13 protein-coding genes and 1 pseudogene are annotated in these 18,687 nt (G+C 66.6%); 7 read left to right on the top strand and 7 right to left on the bottom strand.

What is annotated here, in order from left to right:
- Nucleotides 1-38: 38 nt before the first annotated feature.
- Complete coding sequence (locus LTI14_RS03375; protein ID WP_241470285.1) at nt 39-428, top strand: hypothetical protein; 390 nt, start codon at nt 39-41, stop codon at nt 426-428.
- A 204-nt stretch (nt 429-632) separates the two neighbouring features.
- Here the strand turns inward: LTI14_RS03375 and LTI14_RS13320 are convergent.
- Nucleotides 633-746, bottom strand: a pseudogene (locus LTI14_RS13320) (IS110 family transposase); the annotation flags it as partial.
- A gap of 81 nt (nt 747-827) precedes the next feature.
- Complete coding sequence (locus LTI14_RS03370; protein WP_241475794.1) at nt 828-2,435, bottom strand: anthranilate synthase component I family protein; 1,608 nt, start codon at nt 2,433-2,435, stop codon at nt 828-830.
- 88 nt (nt 2,436-2,523) lie between these two features.
- Between LTI14_RS03370 and LTI14_RS03365 the strand changes: the two genes are divergently transcribed.
- Together LTI14_RS03365 and LTI14_RS03360 are read left to right on the top strand one after the other, a co-directional pair.
- Nucleotides 2,524-3,168, top strand: a complete 645-nt coding sequence (locus LTI14_RS03365; RefSeq protein ID WP_241463648.1) for a TetR/AcrR family transcriptional regulator — start codon at nt 2,524-2,526, stop codon at nt 3,166-3,168.
- Between the two features lie 72 nt (nt 3,169-3,240).
- Nucleotides 3,241-5,928 (top strand): MMPL family transporter, encoded by a 2,688-nt coding sequence (locus LTI14_RS03360; protein ID WP_241475793.1) that lies wholly within the window; start codon nt 3,241-3,243, stop codon nt 5,926-5,928.
- 66 nt (nt 5,929-5,994) lie between these two features.
- Here the strand turns inward: LTI14_RS03360 and LTI14_RS03355 are convergent, their stop codons facing one another.
- Entirely contained in the window at nt 5,995-6,810 is an 816-nt protein-coding gene (locus LTI14_RS03355; RefSeq protein ID WP_241463650.1) for an HAD-IIA family hydrolase, read from the bottom strand.
- Between the two features lie 182 nt (nt 6,811-6,992).
- Between LTI14_RS03355 and LTI14_RS03350 the strand changes: the two genes are divergently transcribed.
- Genes LTI14_RS03350 through LTI14_RS03340 form a run of 3 tightly spaced genes read left to right on the top strand, consistent with a single transcriptional unit; the run spans nt 6,993 to nt 9,068 of the window.
- Complete coding sequence (locus tag LTI14_RS03350; protein ID WP_241463651.1) at nt 6,993-7,343, top strand: GntR family transcriptional regulator; 351 nt, start codon at nt 6,993-6,995, stop codon at nt 7,341-7,343.
- 34 nt (nt 7,344-7,377) lie between these two features.
- On the top strand, nt 7,378-8,295 hold the full coding sequence (locus LTI14_RS03345; protein ID WP_241470282.1) for an ATP-binding cassette domain-containing protein: 918 nt from the start codon (nt 7,378-7,380) through the stop codon (nt 8,293-8,295).
- A complete protein-coding gene (locus LTI14_RS03340; protein ID WP_241470281.1) occupies nt 8,292-9,068 on the top strand; it encodes a hypothetical protein in 777 nt (258 codons plus the stop codon). Before LTI14_RS03345 ends, LTI14_RS03340 begins: the two co-directional genes overlap by 4 nt.
- Nucleotides 9,069-9,439: 371 nt before the next feature.
- On the opposite strand, the gene LTI14_RS03335 is transcribed toward LTI14_RS03340, so the two are convergent.
- The 3 genes from LTI14_RS03335 to LTI14_RS03325 all read right to left on the bottom strand — a co-directional run bounded on the left by LTI14_RS03335 (nt 9,440) and on the right by LTI14_RS03325 (nt 10,949).
- A complete protein-coding gene (locus LTI14_RS03335; RefSeq protein ID WP_241470280.1) occupies nt 9,440-9,811 on the bottom strand; it encodes a non-heme iron oxygenase ferredoxin subunit in 372 nt (123 codons plus the stop codon).
- A 55-nt stretch (nt 9,812-9,866) separates the two neighbouring features.
- Nucleotides 9,867-10,262: an RNA-binding S4 domain-containing protein gene (locus LTI14_RS03330; protein WP_241463655.1), complete on the bottom strand. Its 396-nt coding sequence runs from the start codon at nt 10,260-10,262 to the stop codon at nt 9,867-9,869.
- Nucleotides 10,263-10,469: 207 nt separating this feature from the next.
- On the bottom strand, nt 10,470-10,949 hold the full coding sequence (locus tag LTI14_RS03325; RefSeq protein WP_133725593.1) for a hypothetical protein: 480 nt from the start codon (nt 10,947-10,949) through the stop codon (nt 10,470-10,472).
- Between the two features lie 775 nt (nt 10,950-11,724).
- Here LTI14_RS03325 and LTI14_RS03320 point away from each other — a divergent pair.
- On the top strand, nt 11,725-16,995 hold the full coding sequence (locus tag LTI14_RS03320; RefSeq protein ID WP_342357713.1) for an SH3 domain-containing protein: 5,271 nt from the start codon (nt 11,725-11,727) through the stop codon (nt 16,993-16,995).
- A gap of 196 nt (nt 16,996-17,191) precedes the next feature.
- Here the strand turns inward: LTI14_RS03320 and hisD are convergent, their stop codons facing one another.
- The gene (gene hisD / locus LTI14_RS03305) at nt 17,192-18,499 is read right to left on the bottom strand and encodes a histidinol dehydrogenase (protein WP_241475792.1); all 1,308 of its coding nucleotides are present in this window, start codon (nt 18,497-18,499) and stop codon (nt 17,192-17,194) included.
- Nucleotides 18,500-18,687 lie beyond the last annotated feature (188 nt).

The raw sequence follows: 18,687 nt of genomic DNA, 5'->3' as shown, positions 1-18,687 counted from the left end.
GGGTGGCACGTCCGTGGCTTACGAAGGAGTGATGGGCGATGGTGCGTCGAGGCGTTCTAGCCACATTCTTAGCAGCGGGGATCTTCGCAGGAAGCGTCACGGCCGCACAGGCCGCGCCCGTGAAACCGGACTTCCCCCTCATCACCGTCGGGTGCCCCGACGGCGAGGGCGGCTACGACATGCTACAGGTGAAGCCCCGCGGAGCTGTCGCCTTCGTCTTCGACGAGGCGGGAGTGGCCACGGGTGAGAAGCTGTTCATTCGCTCGATCGACGCCGCCCTCTTCTCCGACGCTGGCCAGCTCCTCTGGGAGTACAACAAGGCCTACGGCAAGCGGACCGGTCACGGCGAGCCGGTCTCCTGCTCCGGGTCCTTCAGGAAGGGCTCTGATGGGACGGTCTTCTTCGACGTCCTGGTGACACGCCGGTAGGAGGGACCGCTCACCCGCGATCCACTCTCGTGGATGCCCGCCGCCCCCGAGCGGACTGACCACCCTGAACTTCGAGGATTCCCCGGTCGCAGGCGAACTCTTCGGCTGGTGCAGCCACTGTGCCGGACGAGGGCCTCACTGCGGGCAGCATGGGCGCGGCATCTTCGAGACCGCCGGGTGCAGCGAGATCCCGCCGGAGACGGGGAGCAGTCGGGGCAGGTGCGCCGCGGCTTTGGTGTCGGTCTTGACCCGGTCTGCGGCTGGTCGCTGGAGCTTCGACGGGGCAGGAACCTCGCACCGGATTCCGGCCGCGAGGACTTCGTCCGGTGCCCCATGAATCTCTGTGAGTGGGGGCCCGGCCCGCAACCCCTCGCCGACCAAGGAGCTGCTATATATCGTCTAGTCCGAGGTCGCGGTCTCAGATTCGGGGAACCGGGCGCCCAGGGCCTCCAGCACCCCGCGCGACTTGGTGCGGATCTCCTCCCATTCCTCGGCAGGGTCGGAATCAGCGGTGATCGCTCCGCCCAGCCCCAGGTGGAAGCGGCGTGACTCACCCTCGCCGCTGAGCACCGCGGTGCGGATGAGCACTGCCAGGTCCGCAGCGCCGTTCGTGCTGAAATACCCCGCCACCCCGGAATAGGGCCCGCGCGGACCCGTCTCCAGCCGCTGCAGGATCTCCATGGTGGAGATCTTCGGCGCCCCGGTCATCGACCCCGGGGGGAATGCGTCAGCGACGACCCGGGCCCGCGGCACCGCATCCGGGATGCGGGCGCTGATCGTGGAGACCAGCTGGTGCACGCTGGGATAGGTCTCCACCGCGCAGAGCCGCTCGGTGCGCAGGCTTCCCGGGATCGCGTGGATGGAGAGGTCATTGCGGACCAGGTCCGCGATCATCACGTTCTCCGCCCGATCCTTGGGGTGGGTGCGCAGATCCTCGATCATGGCGCGGTCCTGCGCGGCGGTCACCCCGCGGGGTCTGGTGCCCTTGATGGGCTCCGAGCGCGCCGTGCCGCTCGCGCTGATGCTGAGAAAGCGTTCGGGCGAGGTGGAGAGGATCTCGGTCTCACCGATGCTCAGGAACTGGGTGAAGGGGGCTCGGTTGCGGGTGCGCAGGGCCGCGAAGAGCTCGATGCCGCGTGCGCGTCCCGGTGCCAGCGTCCCGGTGACCGCCGTGGTCAGGCAGATCTCATAGCTGTTGCCCTCGGTGATCTCCCGCTTCGCCCGCGCGATCGCGGCGAGATAGTCCCGGCGAGAGTCACGGACCGCGATCTCGCGGAGCAGTGCGGCGTCGGAGCCTCCTTCGTCGCAGCCTCCTTCGTCAGAGCCGTCCCTCAGCGCCAGGCCCTGCAACGTCTCGAACACCTGCTCCTTCCAAGCAGACTCCGCCGCTGCGTCCCAGCACTGAAGCTCCAGCTGCCCCTGGGCATGGTGGATGACCACGGCATGGGTGGCGCGGAACAGGCTGGCCTCCTGGGCCGGACGGTCTGCCGGCTCCAGGGCCTTCTCCGCCGGGTCTTCAGCGCCGACCTCCCGCTTGAGCTCATAGCCCAGCCATCCCACCCAGCCGAGCGCGAACCGCGGGAGATCATGGCGGGTCGCGTCCGGTCCGTCAGGCTGTCCAGGTCGGTCAGACTCGGCAGGCTCGCGACCCTCGTCCGGCTGCTCTGCGGACCCGGTCCAGTTCTCCGCCAACCAGCTGAAGAACGGCTGGCGGCGCTCGATGGTCCCCTTGGGCGTGGTGACGCTGGTCTGGCCCTGATGGTGGCTGACCAGCACCGCATGGTCACCGAAGGAGAAGGCCAGGATGCTGTGGGCGCTGCGCGCGGGCTGATCGGTCCTGGCGTGATCGCTGCTGTCCAGCAGCGCAGCGGGAACCCCGGGCAGCTGCTCACACAGAGCGGCGAACAGCTGCGGTGCGAGGTCCTCGAGCGCGTCGCCCGCCACCTCGTCGAGACCTGGCAGGTGGCCCGCGGAGAGACCCGGCAGGTCCATGGGGCGGCTGGTCAACGCAGCCCTCGGGGAGTCCCGGGTGCAATGGTCATGGGTCAAGGATGGCACAGGCCGGGAATCGTCTCGGCGCGCTACGATGTCGCCCATGGCATCTGAGGCGCAGCGGGCCGAGACCGCAGAACCGCGACGGGGACGTCCGCGCAGCGAAGCCTCCCACCAGGCGGTGCTCGACGCCACGATCCGGCTGCTCCGCGTGAGCTCATATGAGGAGCTGACGGTGGAGGCCATCGCCTCCGAGGCCGGGGTGAGCAAGCAGACCATCTATCGATGGTGGAAGTCCAAGGCTGCAGTGGTGCTGGAGGTGATGCTCACCGGAGACGCCGAGATCGAGCTGGTGCCCATGCCGTCCACCGGTGATCTGCGTGCGGACTGCCTGACCTGGATCCGCGGCATGATCGTAGAGGCCTTCCGCGACACCCACGTCGGGATGGCGCGCAGTCTCGTGGTGGCAGGACTCCAGTGTGATCCCGGGACCGAGCGGCTGCTCCAGCAGGCGAGCATGTGGGATCACGGACAGCTGGCGGAACGACTGCGTGAAGCCGAGCGGGCGGGCGAGCTTCGCGCCGGAGTCGACATCTCAGCGGCCGCCTCGGCGATCGGCGACCCGCTGATCTTCCGGATGCTCATCGGCTCCGCACCGAGCCTGACCTGGGCGGAGAGCCTCGTCGACGTCGTGGTGACCGGGCTCCTGCGACCCGAGACGAACCAGACCCACAACCCGCCGCGGTGAGTTTCACCACAGTCGTCCTTCACAATCCTCTCGGTGAATTTCGAGACGCGGCGTTCCGTTTATGATCGTGTCATGGCAAAGCTCCTTTACCGCCTCGGCCTGTTCTCTGCGCGCCGAGCCAAGACCGTCGTCGCAGCCTGGTTCGCCGTGCTCGCCCTCGCCGTCAGCTCCTTCCTCGCCTTCGGCGGACAGCTGACGGATCAGATCACCCTTCCTGACCTGGAGACCACCGCGGTCGCCGATCGCCTGGCCGAGGAGATGCCAGACTCCGGCGGCGGCAACGCCTCGGCGATCATCCGCACCGACGACGGCGAGCCGTTCACCGGCGAGCAGGAGCAGCAGGTCGCCGAGTTCATCGAGGAGCTCGAGGCTGACGACATCGTCAGCAGCGTCACCGACCCCTTCGCCACCGAGGATCAGATCGCCGACGCGCGCAGCGAGATCTCCGCCGGTGAAGCTGAGCTGGAGTCCGGCCGCGAGGAGATCGAGACGAATCGCGAAGACATCGAGACCGGTCGTGAGGAGATCGAAGCCGGTCGTGAGGAGATCGAAGCGGGCCGTGGGGAGATCGAGTCCGGATTCGCCCAGCTCGACGAAGGTCAGGAGCAGCTCGACGAGGCCATCGCCGGCGCCCAGGAGCAGGGCATCTATGAGGCCGCGCGGCCTCAGTTCGAGGCTCAGCAGGCCGAGATCGATGCCAACCGGGCCGAGCTGGAAGCCGCAGAGCAGGAGCTCGAGGCCGGGGAAGAGGAGCTCAACGCCGGGGAAGAGGAGCTCAACGCCGGGGAGGAGGAGCTCAACGCCGGCGAAGATGAGCTCACCGAGGCGGCCGCCGAGCTGGAGCGCGGCGAGGCGCTTCTGGAGCTCTCCTCCGGCGCCCAGGTCGTCTCCGACGACGGCGACGTCGCCGTGCTGATGCTCAACTTCACCGAGCCGATGGAGAGCATCGGCACCGAAGACCTGGCCACCGTCTCGGCGGCCATCACCGACGCGGAGATCGACGGAGTCGAAGCACTGCCCGGCGGAGACCTCGACTTCGAGCTTCCCCACCTCTTCTCGGTTGCCGAGCTGATCGGCCTGATGATCGCCGCCGCCGTGCTGCTGATCATGCTCGGCACGCTCATCGGCGCAGGGTTGCCGCTGCTCAACGCCCTGATCGGCGTCGGAGTCGGCGTCGCCGGCGCGATGGCGCTCTCCGGCGTCGTCGAGATGATGTCGATGACCCCGATCCTGGGACTCATGCTGGGCCTGGCCGTGGGCATCGACTACTCGTTGTTCATCATCCACCGGCACCGCCGGCAGCTGAAGGACGGCATGGCCGTCCATAAGTCGATCGCCCTGGCCACCGGGACCGCTGGCAACGCCGTGGTCTTCGCGGGTGCCACCGTGGTGATCGCGCTGCTGGCGCTCAACGTCACCGGCCTGCCGTTCCTGGCCCTGATGGGCAGCGTCGCAGCCGCCTGTGTGGCCATCGCGGTGCTCATGGCGGTCACCATGACCCCGGCCATGCTCTCCCTGGTGGACCGCAGGATCCTTGCCCGCCGGGAACGACGCCACATCGGCGAGCGGCGCACCAAGGAGATCACCACCCAGATGGGCCACGGCAAGGCGATCGGCATCGCCGCCGCTGCGCTGATCGGCCTCGGCGTGCTCTCCATCCCGACCTTCGACCTGCGCCTCGGCCTTCCCGATGCCAGCTCCAATGCCGAGGACTCGGCCTCCTACCAGGCGTACTCCGCGACCGAGGAGGCCTTCGGCCAGGGTGTCAACGGGCCGCTCCTGGTCCTCGCCGACCTGCCCTCCGGGCTGGATGACACCCAGGCGCAGGACTACCAGATCGAGATCGGCACCTCGCTGCTGGAGAACGAGAACATCGCGGCAGCGGTCCCCGCCGCACTCAGCGAGGACAACACGCTCGGGGTCTTCCAGATCATCCCCGAGGAGGGGCCGGCTGCCGAGTCGACCGAGGCTCTGGTGCATGAGTTCCGCGACGGCGCTCCGCTGGCCGGCACGGACGCCGCCGATGTCGAGCTCTCCGTGGCGGGCATGACGGCCGCCCAGATCGACATGTCAGATGTGATCGCCGATGCGCTGCCGCTCTACCTGGCGCTGGTCATCGGGCTCTCGCTGCTGCTGATGATCATGGTGTTCCGCTCGATCCTGCTCCCGGTGATCGCCACCCTCGGGTTCGTCGGGTCCTTCGCCGCCGCCGTGGGCATCGTCGTGGCAGTGTTCCAGTGGGGCTGGTTCGCCGACATCGTCGGAGTCACCGAACCCGGGCCGATCGTGACCTTCCTGCCGGTGCTGATGGTCGGCATCCTCTTCGGACTGGCCATGGACTATCAGCTCTTCACCGCCTCGGGCATGCGCGAGGCCTACGCCCACGGCTCTGCGCCGCGGCTCGCCGTGCGCCAGGGACTGCATGCCGGGCGCTCCGTGGTCACCGCCGCGGCGCTGATCATGTCCTCGGTCTTCGCCGGATTCATCTTCACCGACGATCCGATGGTGGCCTCCATGGGCCTGGGGCTCTCCGTGGGCGTGCTGCTGGACGCCTTCGTGGTGCGACTGCTGCTGGTGCCCGCCCTGCTGCACCTGGCAGGTCCCGCCGCCTGGTGGCTGCCGAAGTGGATGGATCGCCTCATCCCTGACGTCGACGTCGAGGGCGCTCAGCTGGAGCGCGAGGTCCTGCCCGATGCTTCCGACCCCTCGGACGGGATCGAACCGCTGGCTCGCGAGCAGGAGCCGGCGCACCCGCGCTGACCGCTCTGCACACGCAAGAACGCCCGGCACCTCTGCGAAGGTGCCGGGCGTCTCTGCGTCTGGGTCCTACTGGGTGTCGTCGTCCCGATCTACCGGATCGTCGAGCAGCTCATAGACGCCGTCGATGATCCGATTCGGGCGGAACGGGAAGTCGGCGATGCTGGCGCGGCTGGAGAGTCCGGTCATCACCAGGATCGTGTGCATTCCGGCCTCCATGCCGGCCACGATGTCGGTGTCCATCCGGTCCCCGATCATGGCGGTCTCCATGGAGTGCGCCCCGAGGTGGTTCAGCGCCGACCGGAACATCATCGGATTCGGCTTGCCGACCACATAGGGCTTGCGACCGGTGGCCTTGGTGATCAGTGAGGCGATGGCGCCCGTGGCGGGCAGCACGCCCTCGGGGCTCGGGCCGGTGGCGTCGGGGTTGGTGAGGATGAACCGGGCACCGTTGTTGATCAGCCGGAGGGCCTTCGTGATGGCCTCGAAGCTATAGTTCCGCGTCTCACCGACGACCACATAGTCCGGATTGGTCTCGGTCATGATGAACCCTGCGGCGTGGATCGCGGTGGTGAGCCCGGCTTCGCCTATGACGTAGCAGCTGCCCTGCGCGTTGGACTCCGGGTCGATCTGGTTCGCCAGGAAGGTCGCGGTGGCCAGGGCGGAGGTCCAGATCCGCTCCTCGGGCACCACCAGTCCGGAGTTGCGCAGCCGAGCGCTGAGATCGCGGGCGGTGAAGATCGAGTTGTTCGTCAGCACAAGATAGGGGAGGTCCTGGCGCCGCCACTGTTCCAGCAGCTCTGCGGCGCCGGGCAGCGCCTCCTGCTCGCGGACGAGCACCCCGTCCATATCGGTCAGCCAACATTCGATGTTCTCACCGTTCATGTGCTGATCCTATGTCCTGAAGCTGGTGCCCTGCCAGAGGTGACCCTGGGGCCTCCCACACGCGGTGAGGCGTCGAACCTTGACCCAGCACTACCTCTATGGTTAATTAGTAGAGTAATTAACCATAGAGGTAGTGGACTCGGTATGCTGGAGCTGTTCCTCGATGAAGGGTGGATGGGTCCGTGGAAGAGGGTCGCGCACTGTTCGTGCAGATCGCTGAGCAGCTGGAGGCCTCCGTCCTGGACGGATCCCTGGCAGAAGGTGAGCGCGCCCCCTCGACCAACGAGCTCGCGTCCTTCCATCGGATCAATCCCGCCACCGCAGCCAAGGGTCTGAACCTGCTGGTGGATCGCGGGATCCTGCTCAAGCGTCGCGGCCTCGGCATGTTCGTGGCCCCGGGCGCCCGGGAGATCCTCATCGCGCAGCGCCGGCAGCAGTTCGCGACCCACTACCTCGATCCGATCATCACCGAGGCCCGTACCGTCGGGCTCTCGGTGGACACCATCATCGAGATGCTCCGCTCCAGAGCGTGAACAGCGCCCCGGGCGCTGAAGGAAGGAGGCGGTCATGGACGCCGCCATAGAACTGATCCGGGTCTCGCGTCGATACCGCAGCGCCACGGCGCTGCAGGACATTTCGCTGAGACTTGAAAAGGACGCCATCCACGGGCTTCTGGGCCGCAACGGTGCCGGCAAGACCACGCTGATGTCCATCGCGACAGCCCAGGACTGGCCCACCGCGGGCGAGGTGAAGATCCTAGGCATGCGCCCCCATGAGAACGAGCAGGTGCTCCCGAAGATCTGCTTCGTCCGTGAAGAGCAGCGCTACGTCGACGACGCGCTCGCCAAGCACGCCTTCAACGCCGCGGCCCAGGCGTTCCCTCGCTGGGACGAGGAACTGGCGGCCCAGCTTGCCCGCGAGTTCCGCGTCCCGGAGAAGACCCGGATCAAGAAGATGTCCCGCGGCCAGCGCTCCGCCGTGGGCGTGATCATCGGGATCGCCTCGCGCGCCGAGGTGACCTTCTTCGACGAGCCGTACATGGGACTCGACGCGGTGGCCCGGCAGCTGTTCTACGACCGGCTGCTCGAGGACTACGCTGCGCACCCGCGAACCATCGTGATCTCTTCGCACCTGATCGATGAGATCGCACACCTGATCGAGAATGTGGTGGTCATCGACCAGGGAAGCATCCTGCTGCAGGAGCCGGTGGAACAGCTGTGTGATCGTGCCGTCACCCTGGTGGGACGTGCAGATGCCGTGGCCGAGATCGCCGGCACCCGCGAGGTCCTGCAGCACGAGGCCATGGGCCGGATCGTGCGGACCACGGTGCTCGGGGCGCTCGATGAGGCTGAACGCAGGGCGCTTCAGGAGCGCGACGTGGAGGTCGTCCCAGTCTCGCTCCAGCAGCTCATCGTGCGGCTCACCGCACGCGAAGACACGTTGAAACAGACCACGATGGATCCATCCCAGGAGGTGGCCCGATGAGCAACGTCGCAGTTCATTCAATGGCGGCTCCGGCGGCACGGGAACAGGAAGCCCCACGTTCGAGCTTCGCCCGCGTCCCGTCCGCCTTCAAGCTGCAGTTCACCGTGCCATCGCAGATGATCTGGGTGCCGCTGAGCGTGTTCCTGCTGTCATGGGCCGTGGCGATCGGCATCGGTCTCTGGCTGCGTCATGTCTCCGGCGATGGGCCGACGATCAACACCGGCGCCTCGCAGGCCACCATCTGGTGCCTGGCGTTCATCGCGGCCTATTCGGCATCTCACACGTTCCCCTTCTCCATGGCGCTGAGCTACAGCAGGCGGGTCTTCGTGCTGGGGGCCTTCTTGGCCTTCGCGACAGTCTCGGCCGGCTTCGGTGCACTCTTCTCGATCGCCATCCTGCTCGAGCGGGCCACCGGTGGATTCTGGGCCGAGAGCTACACCTTCGACATCCCAGCGGTCACGCAGAACGCAGGGGTCCTGGGGGCCGGGATCCTGGCGGGAGCGGTGTGCCTGTGGGCGATGATGTTCGGGTTCTTCTGGTCGATCCTCTACCGCCGGGTCAGCCTGGCGATGCTCTGGATCATCGCGCTGGGTCTCGTGGCCCTGCTGGCCGTCACCATCATGGTCGTCGCGCAGAACCAGTGGTGGCCCCATGTCGGGGACTGGCTGGCCGTGCAGAGCTCGTACTCCTTCGCCGGATGGGTGCTGCTGCTCACGCTGGTCCTGACTGCGGTGAACTATCTGGTGATCCGCCGGGCCGTACCCACTGCATGAGCGGCGGACCTCTCCAAGGCAGAAAGAAGGGAGCCCCAGATCGGCCAGCGTGAGGGGGACGCTGTATCGGCCGATCCGGGGCTCCCGAATCACTCGCACCTTGATGAGGTAGTCCTACCTTAGGACGTCTCCTTGGGCGGGCACTTGCGGTTTGCTGGTAAGTCACTGGAAATCGTGGCCCCAGTCTTGGCCATGAGAAGAGCCCCGAGTCGGCCAGCGTGAGGGGACGCTTTAAATGGCTGACTCGGGGCTCTGAATCACTCGCACCTTGATGAGGTAATAACTACTCTAGGCGACATTCTTGGCGTTTCCCCGTGCAGTTCCTGGGAGCTTCCTGAGTCTTAGTCTGCGACGCCTCACAGCTGCTCCGGTCAGGCGGCTGAGTCCTCGCTCGGGCGCGGTGTGCCGGGATGCAGCACCAGTCGATCTCCGTCGATCGTGACCTGATGCGTCTTCACCGGGCGCAGCGCTGGCAGCGTCTCCGGGACGCCGGTGCGCAGGCAGAAGGCTGAGGCGTGCATGGGGCACTCCAGAGTGTCTTCCTCGACATAGCCATCGGAGAGAGACACTGCCTCGTGGGAGCAGGTGTCGTCCAGGGCGTAGAAGCCGCCATCCTCGGCGTGGACCACCGCGATGTCGTCGTTCCACCCTGAGTCCTCTGCTGAGACTCGGAAGACCTCACCTTCTGGGTATTGGCTTGCGGGGCCGAGGTCGATCGGGGGGAGTGCGTCGGTGGCGGACATCTGTAGTGCCTCTCTAGCGGTGAGTATGTGCAGCCTGCATTCTTTCAGAATCCGATCAGCCCGGGAGCTGGCCGCGGAGCTCCTCGAGCTTCCGACGTTCCCGTTTCGTCGGGCGCCCCGAGCCGCGCTCGCGCACCGGCAGGCCCACGTCGCGGGGCCTGATCCGCTCAGGCGAGTGGTCGCGGTAGGCCTTCTGGGCCACCGGGGGGCCGACTCGCTTCGACAGGGTGTGGACGACGTCGAGGATGAGCTCGTGCCCTGGACGGCGGATGTGGATCCGGGTGCCGGGAGTGACGCGCAGCGAGGCCTTCGCCGGGTTGCCATCGATAGTGACGTGCCCGGCGCGGCAGGCGGTCGTGGCCGCGGACCGGGTCTTGAAGAGTCGGACCGACCAGAGCCATGCGTCGATGCGGACCGGGCCGGTGGGGCCGGTGGGGGCGGTCTCTGTCATGGAATCAGTCTAGAGAACCGCTGTCTCGCCTGCGGCGGAGATGTCCCAGTGAATGCGCAGACCCCGCGTCCGGAGTGTGAGGGAACACTGTTCCGATACGCGGGGTCTGCTGAATCACTCGCACCTTCAAGAGGCAGTTCCTACATTAGAGAGGCTTCTTGGGCAGTCGATGGTCGTGACCTGTGAGCTGCCTGAAACTCTTGGGGCTCAGGCGTCGCCGCCTGAAGTCTGGTTGTGATATTCGCCTTCACAGAATTCAACCGTGAACCATCCGTCCACCGGTTCCGCCGCGACCAGGACTGCTTCCTCGTCGAGTGATTCAACATCGGTGTCGACCAGAGCAAGAATGTTTTCAAGCGGCTCGCGCAGTTCTACTGGGACGAGAATATAGTTCTGCTCGACCGCAGAATAGATCTCATCAAGAACCTCTTGATCTTCAACCCCTTCATTCATGTCAGTTTGCAGGCCTTCCATCATTGAACCGATGAACATGCAAGCCTCTTCTTCAGAGAAATAAGCACCTAGTTCCTCAGTTCTTTCGATGTCGATCTCATCGGGATCGGGAAGGTCGCCTCCCGGTCCTTCTCCCTGGGGAATCTCGCCAGAATCGCCGTCGTCCGGTGAGGTGTCGGGCTGCTCCTCCGGTTCCGGGGTCGACGTCTGCTGTGGCTCCTCGGACTCCTCCACGGGGGGCGCCGACTCCGAGCTCGGCTGCGTCGGAGAGCTCGGCTCCTCCTCGGCTGCGCATCCCAACAGTGCGAACGGCGTCATGGAAGCGAGTATCAGCATCCCTCGCACTCTGGTGCGGGCCATCTGGGTGCCCTGCACGGGGGCGAATTTCGAAGCTGGAGGCGGCGTCATGGGTCCAGTGTGGCACGCGCTGCGCGGCGTGAGTCACGAACGCATCACAATGGCGTGCCGCGCCGGGCGTCGGCTCGTTCCTGCTCTCCTGGAATGGGATACTTTTCCAGCGAGGGCAGTGCAGCGCCACGCGAGCATCCTGCGGTAGTGATGTTCGCCAGCTGCGCTGCCCTCCAATCATTCCCAGGCGCTCGCGGACGCCTGGACGTCGACTCGAACGCTGCTCTTGCGTCCTTCACCGTGTTCATCAACGTGTCGTGTTCTGTTCGTTTCCATGATCACAGCGTGGTTAAAGTTCAACTTGAAGCTTTTTTAAAAACTCTTGTCGCGGACAACTAATCATGGGTTACAGTTGTCCCGACTCGGCTTGCTGTACGCGTAGGTTTCCCATCTCTTAGTACGGTTCGCTGCTTCCCCAGTCGCCATATCTGCTTATGAATACTCCGCATGCACGTGTTTCGCGTGCTGGTCCTCACTCACCCCGCAAGGGGGCTCGACGGTCTCCCAGCCGATGAGCGCGAGGGTCCCAGTCGTCGACCTTCGTGCCTGGCGGGGCGTTCATGGAGCCGTTCTGTTCTGAACGACTAGTGAGGAAGCACCTGTGCCGAAGAAACTCTCGTCTGCCGTTGTCGGCACCCTGGCCGTAGGCCTGACCATGCCACTGACCGCGAATGCCGCCGCCGCGGACACCGCGCCTATGAATGTGGCCGCGCTGCCCACCGCGGGGGTGGAAGCCCCAGCGACGAATCTCTCCGGACTGAGCACGGTGGACATCTCCGCCACGCAGAACGCCACCCAGTTCCGGTACCCGCTGGCCCAGCGCTCCTATACCTACACCTCCCCGTACGGCTCGCGCTGCATGCCGACCCAGGGCGCCTCCACCGCCCACTTGGGACAGGACCTCGGTGCCGCCGACGGCAGCCCGATCTACTCTGTGGCCGCAGGCACCGTGGTGCGCGCCTTCAGCGGCAACCGGTACAACACCGGCTTCGTCGTCGTGCAGCACCAGATCAACGGCAGGACCTTCCACAGCGCCTACCTCCACATGTGGGATGCACACACCCATGTCCGCGTCGGGCAGGCGGTGCAGGCGGGTCAGACCATCTCACGGGTGGGAAGCTCGGGTGCATCCACCGGGCCTCACCTGCACCTGGAGATCTGGGAGGGTGCCTGGATGCACGGCACCTCGCACAATCCGACGACCTGGCTCGCACAGCGTGGTGTCGACCTGCGCGCCTCCGCCTCATTCGTGATGAACATCACCAACCCGTCTGCCTGCAACTACTGGACCGTGAACTCAACTCCGCTGCGCGCCACCGCGAGCAGCACCGGTTCCGTCATCATGCAGCTCGGAGCGGGCGCCACGCTGACCGCAGCCCCGGGTGACACCAGCAACGGCATGGTGCGGGTGAACGCAAACGGTCGTATCGGCTGGGTGGCGCACTCTTCACTGACGCCCTCCCGCCCGGCCGGAGGCGGCACTGTGCCTGCGGCCAACGTCCCCCAGGGCACCTCCATCACGCCCACCCAGTACCGGACCACCGCGGCGCTGAATGGCCGCAGCGGACCCGGTACCAACTACGCGGTTCTCCAGGGGCTCACCTCGGGCACCACGGTGACCGTCACCGCAACCCACGGCGGCTGGATGAAGTTCACCCGCAACGGCCAGTCGGTCTGGTCCCACAGCGACTTCCTGGACGAGGTCGTCGCTCCGACCGTTGCTGCCAGCGGGACCTACAAGGTGAAGAGCGGTGTGAGTCTTCGGGCGCGCAGCGGGGCGAGCACCTCGAGCTCGATCGTGAAGGTGCTCGATCCGGGGACCACGGTGAGCGTGACGGGCAGGAGCGGTGACTGGTTCAGCTACCGGGACGGGTCGCAGACGCTGTGGCTGCAGGGGAGCTTCCTGGATCAGGTCAGCTCTGCCAGCGCGTCGAACACGGTTTCGGCCAGTGGCACCTATCGGGTGAAGAGCGGTGTGAGTCTGCGGGCGCGCAGCGGGGCCAGCACCTCGAGCTCGATCGTGAAGGTCCTGAACCCGGGCACCCAGGTGTCCATCACCGGGCGCAACGGGATCTGGGTGAGCTACCGGGACGGGTCACAGACGCTGTGGCTGCAGGAGAGCTTCCTGGATCAGGTCAGCTCTGCCAGCGCGTCGAACACGGTTTCGGCCAGTGGCACCTATCGGGTGAAGAGCGGTGTGAGTCTGCGGGCGCGCAGCGGGGCCAGCACCTCGAGCTCGATCGTGAAGGTCCTGAACCCGGGCACCCAGGTGTCCATCACCGGGCGCAACGGGATCTGGGTGAGCTACCGGGACGGGTCACAGACGCTGTGGCTGCAGGAGAGCTTCCTGGATCAGGTCAGCTCTGCCAGCGCGTCGAACACGGTTTCGGCCAGTGGCACCTATCGGGTGAAGAGCGGTGTGAGTCTGCGGGCGCGCAGCGGGGCCAGCACCTCGAGCTCGATCGTGAAGGTCCTGAACCCGGGCACCCAGGTGTCCATCACCGGGCGCAACGGGATCTGGGTGAGCTACCGGGACGGGTCACAGACGCTGTGGCTGATGGAGAGCTTCCTCGCCCAGGCTCACAACGGGACCGGCTCAGGCCCCGAGTCCTCAAGCTCGACACCTGTCACCTCGTCCGGGATCTACACGGTCAACAGCGGGGTGAACCTCAACGCTCGCACGGGTGCCAGCACCACCAGCTCCAGTGTGAAGGTGCTCGCACCGGGCACGAGGATCACCGTCACCGGGGAGCAGAACGAGTGGGTCAGCTTCCGGGACGGCTCACGCACACTGTGGGTGCACTCGGACTATCTGACCCAGGTCACTGCGAGTGCGGACACTTCTTCCACCACCGCTGCCAGCGGCACCTATCAGGTGCAGAGCGGTGTGAGCCTGCGGGCTCGCAGCGGGGCCAGCACCTCGAGCTCGATCGTGAAGGTCCTGAACCCGGGCACCCAGGTGTCCATCACCGGGCGCGACGGGATCTGGGTGAGCTACCGCGACGGGTCACAGACCCTGTGGCTGATGGAGAGCTTCCTGACCCAGGCCACGGCGAGCTCGGGCGCCGGCTCCAGCAGTGCGGACACTTCTTCCACCACGGCAGCCTCCGGCAGCTATGCGGTCAAGAGCGGGATCAATCTCAACGCCCGGACCGGCCCCAGCGCCACCAGCTCCAGCGCGCAGGTGCTCGCACCGGGAACTACGATCTCCATCACAGGCAAGAACGGTGAGTGGGTCAGCTACCAGGACGGCTCACGCACACTGTGGGTGCACTCGGACTATCTGACCCAGGTCACTGCGAGTGCGGACACTTCTTCCACCACCGCTGCCAGCGGCACCTATCAGGTGCAGAGCGGTGTGAGCCTGCGGGCTCGCAGCGGGGCCAGCACCTCGAGCTCGATCGTGAAGGTCCTGAACCCGGGCACCCAGGTGTCCATCACCGGGCGCGACGGGATCTGGGTGAGCTACCGCGACGGGTCACAGACCCTGTGGCTGATGGAGAGCTTCCTGACCCAGGCCACGGCGAGCTCGGGCGCCGGCTCCAGCAGTGCGGACACTTCTTCCACCACCGCTGCCAGCGGCACCTATCAGGTGCAGAGCGGTGTGAGCCTGCGGGCGCGCAGCGGGGCCAGCACCTCGAGCTCGATCGTGAAGGTCCTGAACCCGGGCACCCAGGTGTCCATCACCGGGCGCGACGGGATCTGGGTGAGCTACCGCGACGGGTCACAGACCCTGTGGCTGATGGAGAGCTTCCTGACCCAGGCCACGGCGAGCTCGGGCACCGGCTCCAGCAGTGCGGACACTTCTTCCACCACGGCAGCCTCCGGCAGCTATGCGGTCAAGAGCGGGATCAATCTCAACGCCCGGACCGGCCCCAGCGCCACCAGCTCCAGCGCGCAGGTGCTCGCACCGGGAACTACGATCTCCATCACAGGCAAGAACGGTGAGTGGGTCAGCTACCAGGACGGCTCACGCACACTGTGGGTGCACTCGGACTATCTGACCCAGGTCACTGCGAGTGCGGACACTTCTTCCACCACCGCTGCCAGCGGCACCTATCAGGTGCAGAGCGGTGTGAGCCTGCGGGCTCGCAGCGGGGCCAGCACCTCGAGCTCGATCGTGAAGGTCCTGAACCCGGGCACCCAGGTGAACATCACCGGGCGCGACGGGATCTGGGTGAGCTACCGCGACGGGTCACAGACCCTGTGGCTGCAGGAGAGCTTCCTGGACCGGGTCACAGCATCCGCTTCAAGCGGTTCCACCACCGGGTCCACAGCGACCACGGCGGCAAGCGGCACCTTCGAGGTCAAGAGCGGCGTGAACCTGAACGCCCGGACCGGAGCGAGTGCCACCAGCTCCAGCGCGAAGGTCCTCGCGCCGGGCACGAAGATCACCATCACCGGAAAGAACGGTGAGTGGGTCAGCTTCCAGGACGGTTCCCGCACACTCTGGGTCCATTCCGCCTACCTGACCCAGGTCGCCGCATCCGCGCCCACCGGGAGCACCAGCGCGAACACCGGGACCACGGTTTCGGCAAGTGGCACCTATCGGGTGAAGAGTGGTGTGAGCCTGCGGGCGCGCAGCGGGGCGAGCACCTCGAGCTCGATCGTGAAGGTCTTGAACCCGGGCACTCAGGTGTCCATCACCGGGCGCGACGGGATCTGGGTGAGCTACCGGGACGGGTCACAGACGCTGTGGCTGCAGGAGAGCTTCCTGGATCGGGTCACCGCCTCTGCGGACACCAGCGCACCGACGAACAGCGGGTCGTCTTCGAGCACCTCGGCGAGCGGCACTTACCACGTCAAGCCCAACGTCTACCTGAATGCTCGCAGCGGCCCAGGCACCTCACATCAGGTGGTCCTGAACCTGAACCCGCTGCGCCAGTTCGAGATCACCGGGCGCAGCGGCGGCTGGGTGAGCTTCGTCTTCAGCGGGCAGACCGTCTGGGTCGACTCCACCTACATCAACGCCGGTGCCGCCGGCAGCTCCGGGTCCAGCAGCACGGGCTCCAGCAGCTCGACCCCCACCCTGGCGAACTCGACGAACAGCACGAGCAAGGTCGTCGGGACCGCCTTCACCACGGCCCAGGTGAACGTCCGGATGGGCCCGAGCACCGAGAACAGCACGATGTTCTCCGTGCGCACCGGGACGAAGGTCGAGCTGCTCGAGAAGAAGACGACCGGCTGGCAGGAGGTCAAGGTCAACGGTGCCACCGGCTGGATGTCGGCGCAGTTCCTGAGCACCTCAGCTCCGGCAACCTCCGGCTCGACCACCGGCGGCTCCACCACCGGGTCCTCCGGCAGCGGCACCTCCACCGCACCGTCGACCTCGAACATGCACACCAAGAGCTCTAACGGCCCGTACAGCTCGGCCTGGGACAAGCTGGCACAGTGTGAATCCGGTGGAAACTGGAAGATCAACACCGGCAACGGCTTCTACGGCGGCATCCAGTTCAGCCCTGAATCCTGGAAGGAAGTGGGCGGCTCCGGCTTCCCGCACCAGGCCACCAGAGCGGAACAGATCAAGCGGGGTCACATGCTCTGGAAGAAGCAGGGCTGGAACGCTTGGCCGCACTGCACCTCCCAGCTGGGCCTCAAGGGTGACCCGGGCGGCTACGGGGACGACTACTACAAGGTCCACCCCAGCGCGAAGACCGTCTCCTCGGTCTCGGCCGCAGGGACCTGGACTGCGAGCTACAGCGTGCCGCTGCGCGAAGAGGCCTCCACATCCAGCGACAAGCTCGTGCAGGTCCCGCGCGGCACGGAGCTCAAGCAGCTTCAGCGCGAGGGGTCCTGGCTCAAGGTCCAGCACAAGGTCGGCGGGGACAGCTACACCGGCTGGGTCAACACCAGCTACATCTCCCAGGCCTGAGCGTTCCGCTCAGAGCTGGTAGAGAACTCAACACGGCAGCTCGGGGAGCGGCGCCACCAGTGGTGCCGCCTCCCCGAGCTGCCGTGTTGAGGACCAAGACGCATCAGTAGGACGACGGCGGGCTCGACTCCCTCATTCGCGGGAGAGTCGCGTCCGCCGTCGTCGTCGGTAAGGCTGCCGGCGGCGGGTCAGCGGGTCAGCGAAACCGGGCCTGGACGGCGTCGCCGTGGGCCGGCAGCCCTTCGGCCTGGGCCAATGCCGAGACGTGATCCGCCACCGCGCGCAGCCCCTCCCGGTCGTACTGGATGACCTGCTGGGAGCGCAGGAAGCTGGAGACGTTCAACCCGGAGGAGTACGCGGAGGCGCCTCCGGTGGGAAGCACATGGTTCGATCCGGCGCAGTAGTCACCCAGTGACACCGGGGTGTGGGCGCCGACGAACACCGCGCCGGCGTTGTGGATCTGCTCCACGATTCCGGCATCATCGCTGGTCATCACCTCGAGGTGCTCCGCGCCGTATGCGTTGGCGATCTCCACGCCCTGCCCCATCGTGTCGACCACGAGCACCGCAGACTGGGTGCCGCTGAGCGCCTGCTTGACCCGATCCGCGTGCCGGGTGCTGCGCGCCTGCAGCTCGACCTGGGCTCCCACAGCCTCGGCGAGGGACATCGAGGGCGTCACCAGCACCGCGGCGGCCAGCGCATCATGCTCCGCCTGGGAGATCAGATCCGCCGCGATCAGATCCGCCGGCGCGGTCTCATCGGCGAGCACCATGATCTCGGTGGGGCCGGCCTCTGAATCGATGCCCACCACCCCCTGGACCGCGCGCTTGGCCGTGGCCACGAAGATGTTCCCGGGTCCGGTGATCAGCGAGACCGGAGGGCAGGCCTGCTGGCCCTGCTCGTCCCGGGCCCCATAGGCGAACATCGCCACGGCCTGGGCGCCGCCGACGGCGTAGACCTCTTCGATCCCAAGCAGGTGCGCCGCACCGAGGACAGTCGGGTGGGGAAGGCCCCCGAAGTCCGCCTGCGGGGGTGACGCGATCGCCAGCGATCGCACCCCGGCCACCTGCGCCGGAACGACGTTCATCACCACTGAGGAGGGGTAGACCGCCTGACCGCCGGGCACATACAGGCCCACCCGTCGGATCGGGGCCCAGCGGTTGATCACCCGGGCGCCGGGGCCGGGTGAGACCTCCGAGGCCTCCGGCAGCTGGGCCTCGTGCACCTGCCTGGCTCGGAGGATCAGCTCCTCGAGCGCCGCACGAACCTCAGGCTGAAGCTCCTCGGCGGCTTCGCGGAGCTTCTCCGCCGGAACCCGCAGCGAGGGCGGCCGGACGCCGTCGAACTTCTCGGAGTAGTCCAGCAGTGCGGAGACACCTTTCAGCCGCACATTCTCCAGGATCGGGGCCACGGCCTCGATGGTGGTCGAGATGTCCTGGGAGGCGCGCGGAAGCACGGAGGCGGCGTCGATCGCGCTGCCGCGCAGATCCTTGAGGGTCAGCATGGGTCTCCTAGGGGTGAGGCGATCGGGTGCTCGCCCGCTGGATCGAGGGTGAACACCCCTCTATTGTCTCCATTGCGGCAGCCTTGCGCCCACTTCGTGACGTGAGAGCCCACACACCGGACGCCCCGCGGTGTTTCAGTGCCCGTCCAGAACGGCGTGGCATGATGCTGGCCATGGTCTTTTCCCGG

The sequence above is a fragment of the Nesterenkonia sp. YGD6 genome (assembly GCF_022565895.1).
Classification (GTDB): domain Bacteria; phylum Actinomycetota; class Actinomycetes; order Actinomycetales; family Micrococcaceae; genus Nesterenkonia.
This window is presented reverse-complemented; position numbering and strand designations above follow the sequence as displayed.

Coding starts and splice junctions, on each gene's coding strand:
- LTI14_RS03335 (WP_241470280.1), bottom strand. CDS start 9,811: ATGTCCGCCACCGACGCACTCCCCCCGATCGACCTCGGCCCCGCAAGC.
- LTI14_RS03365 (WP_241463648.1), top strand. CDS start 2,524: ATGGCATCTGAGGCGCAGCGGGCCGAGACCGCAGAACCGCGACGGGGA.
- hisD (WP_241475792.1), bottom strand. CDS start 18,499: ATGCTGACCCTCAAGGATCTGCGCGGCAGCGCGATCGACGCCGCCTCC.
- LTI14_RS03330 (WP_241463655.1), bottom strand. CDS start 10,262: ATGACAGAGACCGCCCCCACCGGCCCCACCGGCCCGGTCCGCATCGAC.
- LTI14_RS03345 (WP_241470282.1), top strand. CDS start 7,378: ATGGACGCCGCCATAGAACTGATCCGGGTCTCGCGTCGATACCGCAGC.
- LTI14_RS03375 (WP_241470285.1), top strand. CDS start 39: ATGGTGCGTCGAGGCGTTCTAGCCACATTCTTAGCAGCGGGGATCTTC.
- LTI14_RS03355 (WP_241463650.1), bottom strand. CDS start 6,810: ATGAACGGTGAGAACATCGAATGTTGGCTGACCGATATGGACGGGGTG.
- LTI14_RS03360 (WP_241475793.1), top strand. CDS start 3,241: ATGGCAAAGCTCCTTTACCGCCTCGGCCTGTTCTCTGCGCGCCGAGCC.
- LTI14_RS03340 (WP_241470281.1), top strand. CDS start 8,292: ATGAGCAACGTCGCAGTTCATTCAATGGCGGCTCCGGCGGCACGGGAA.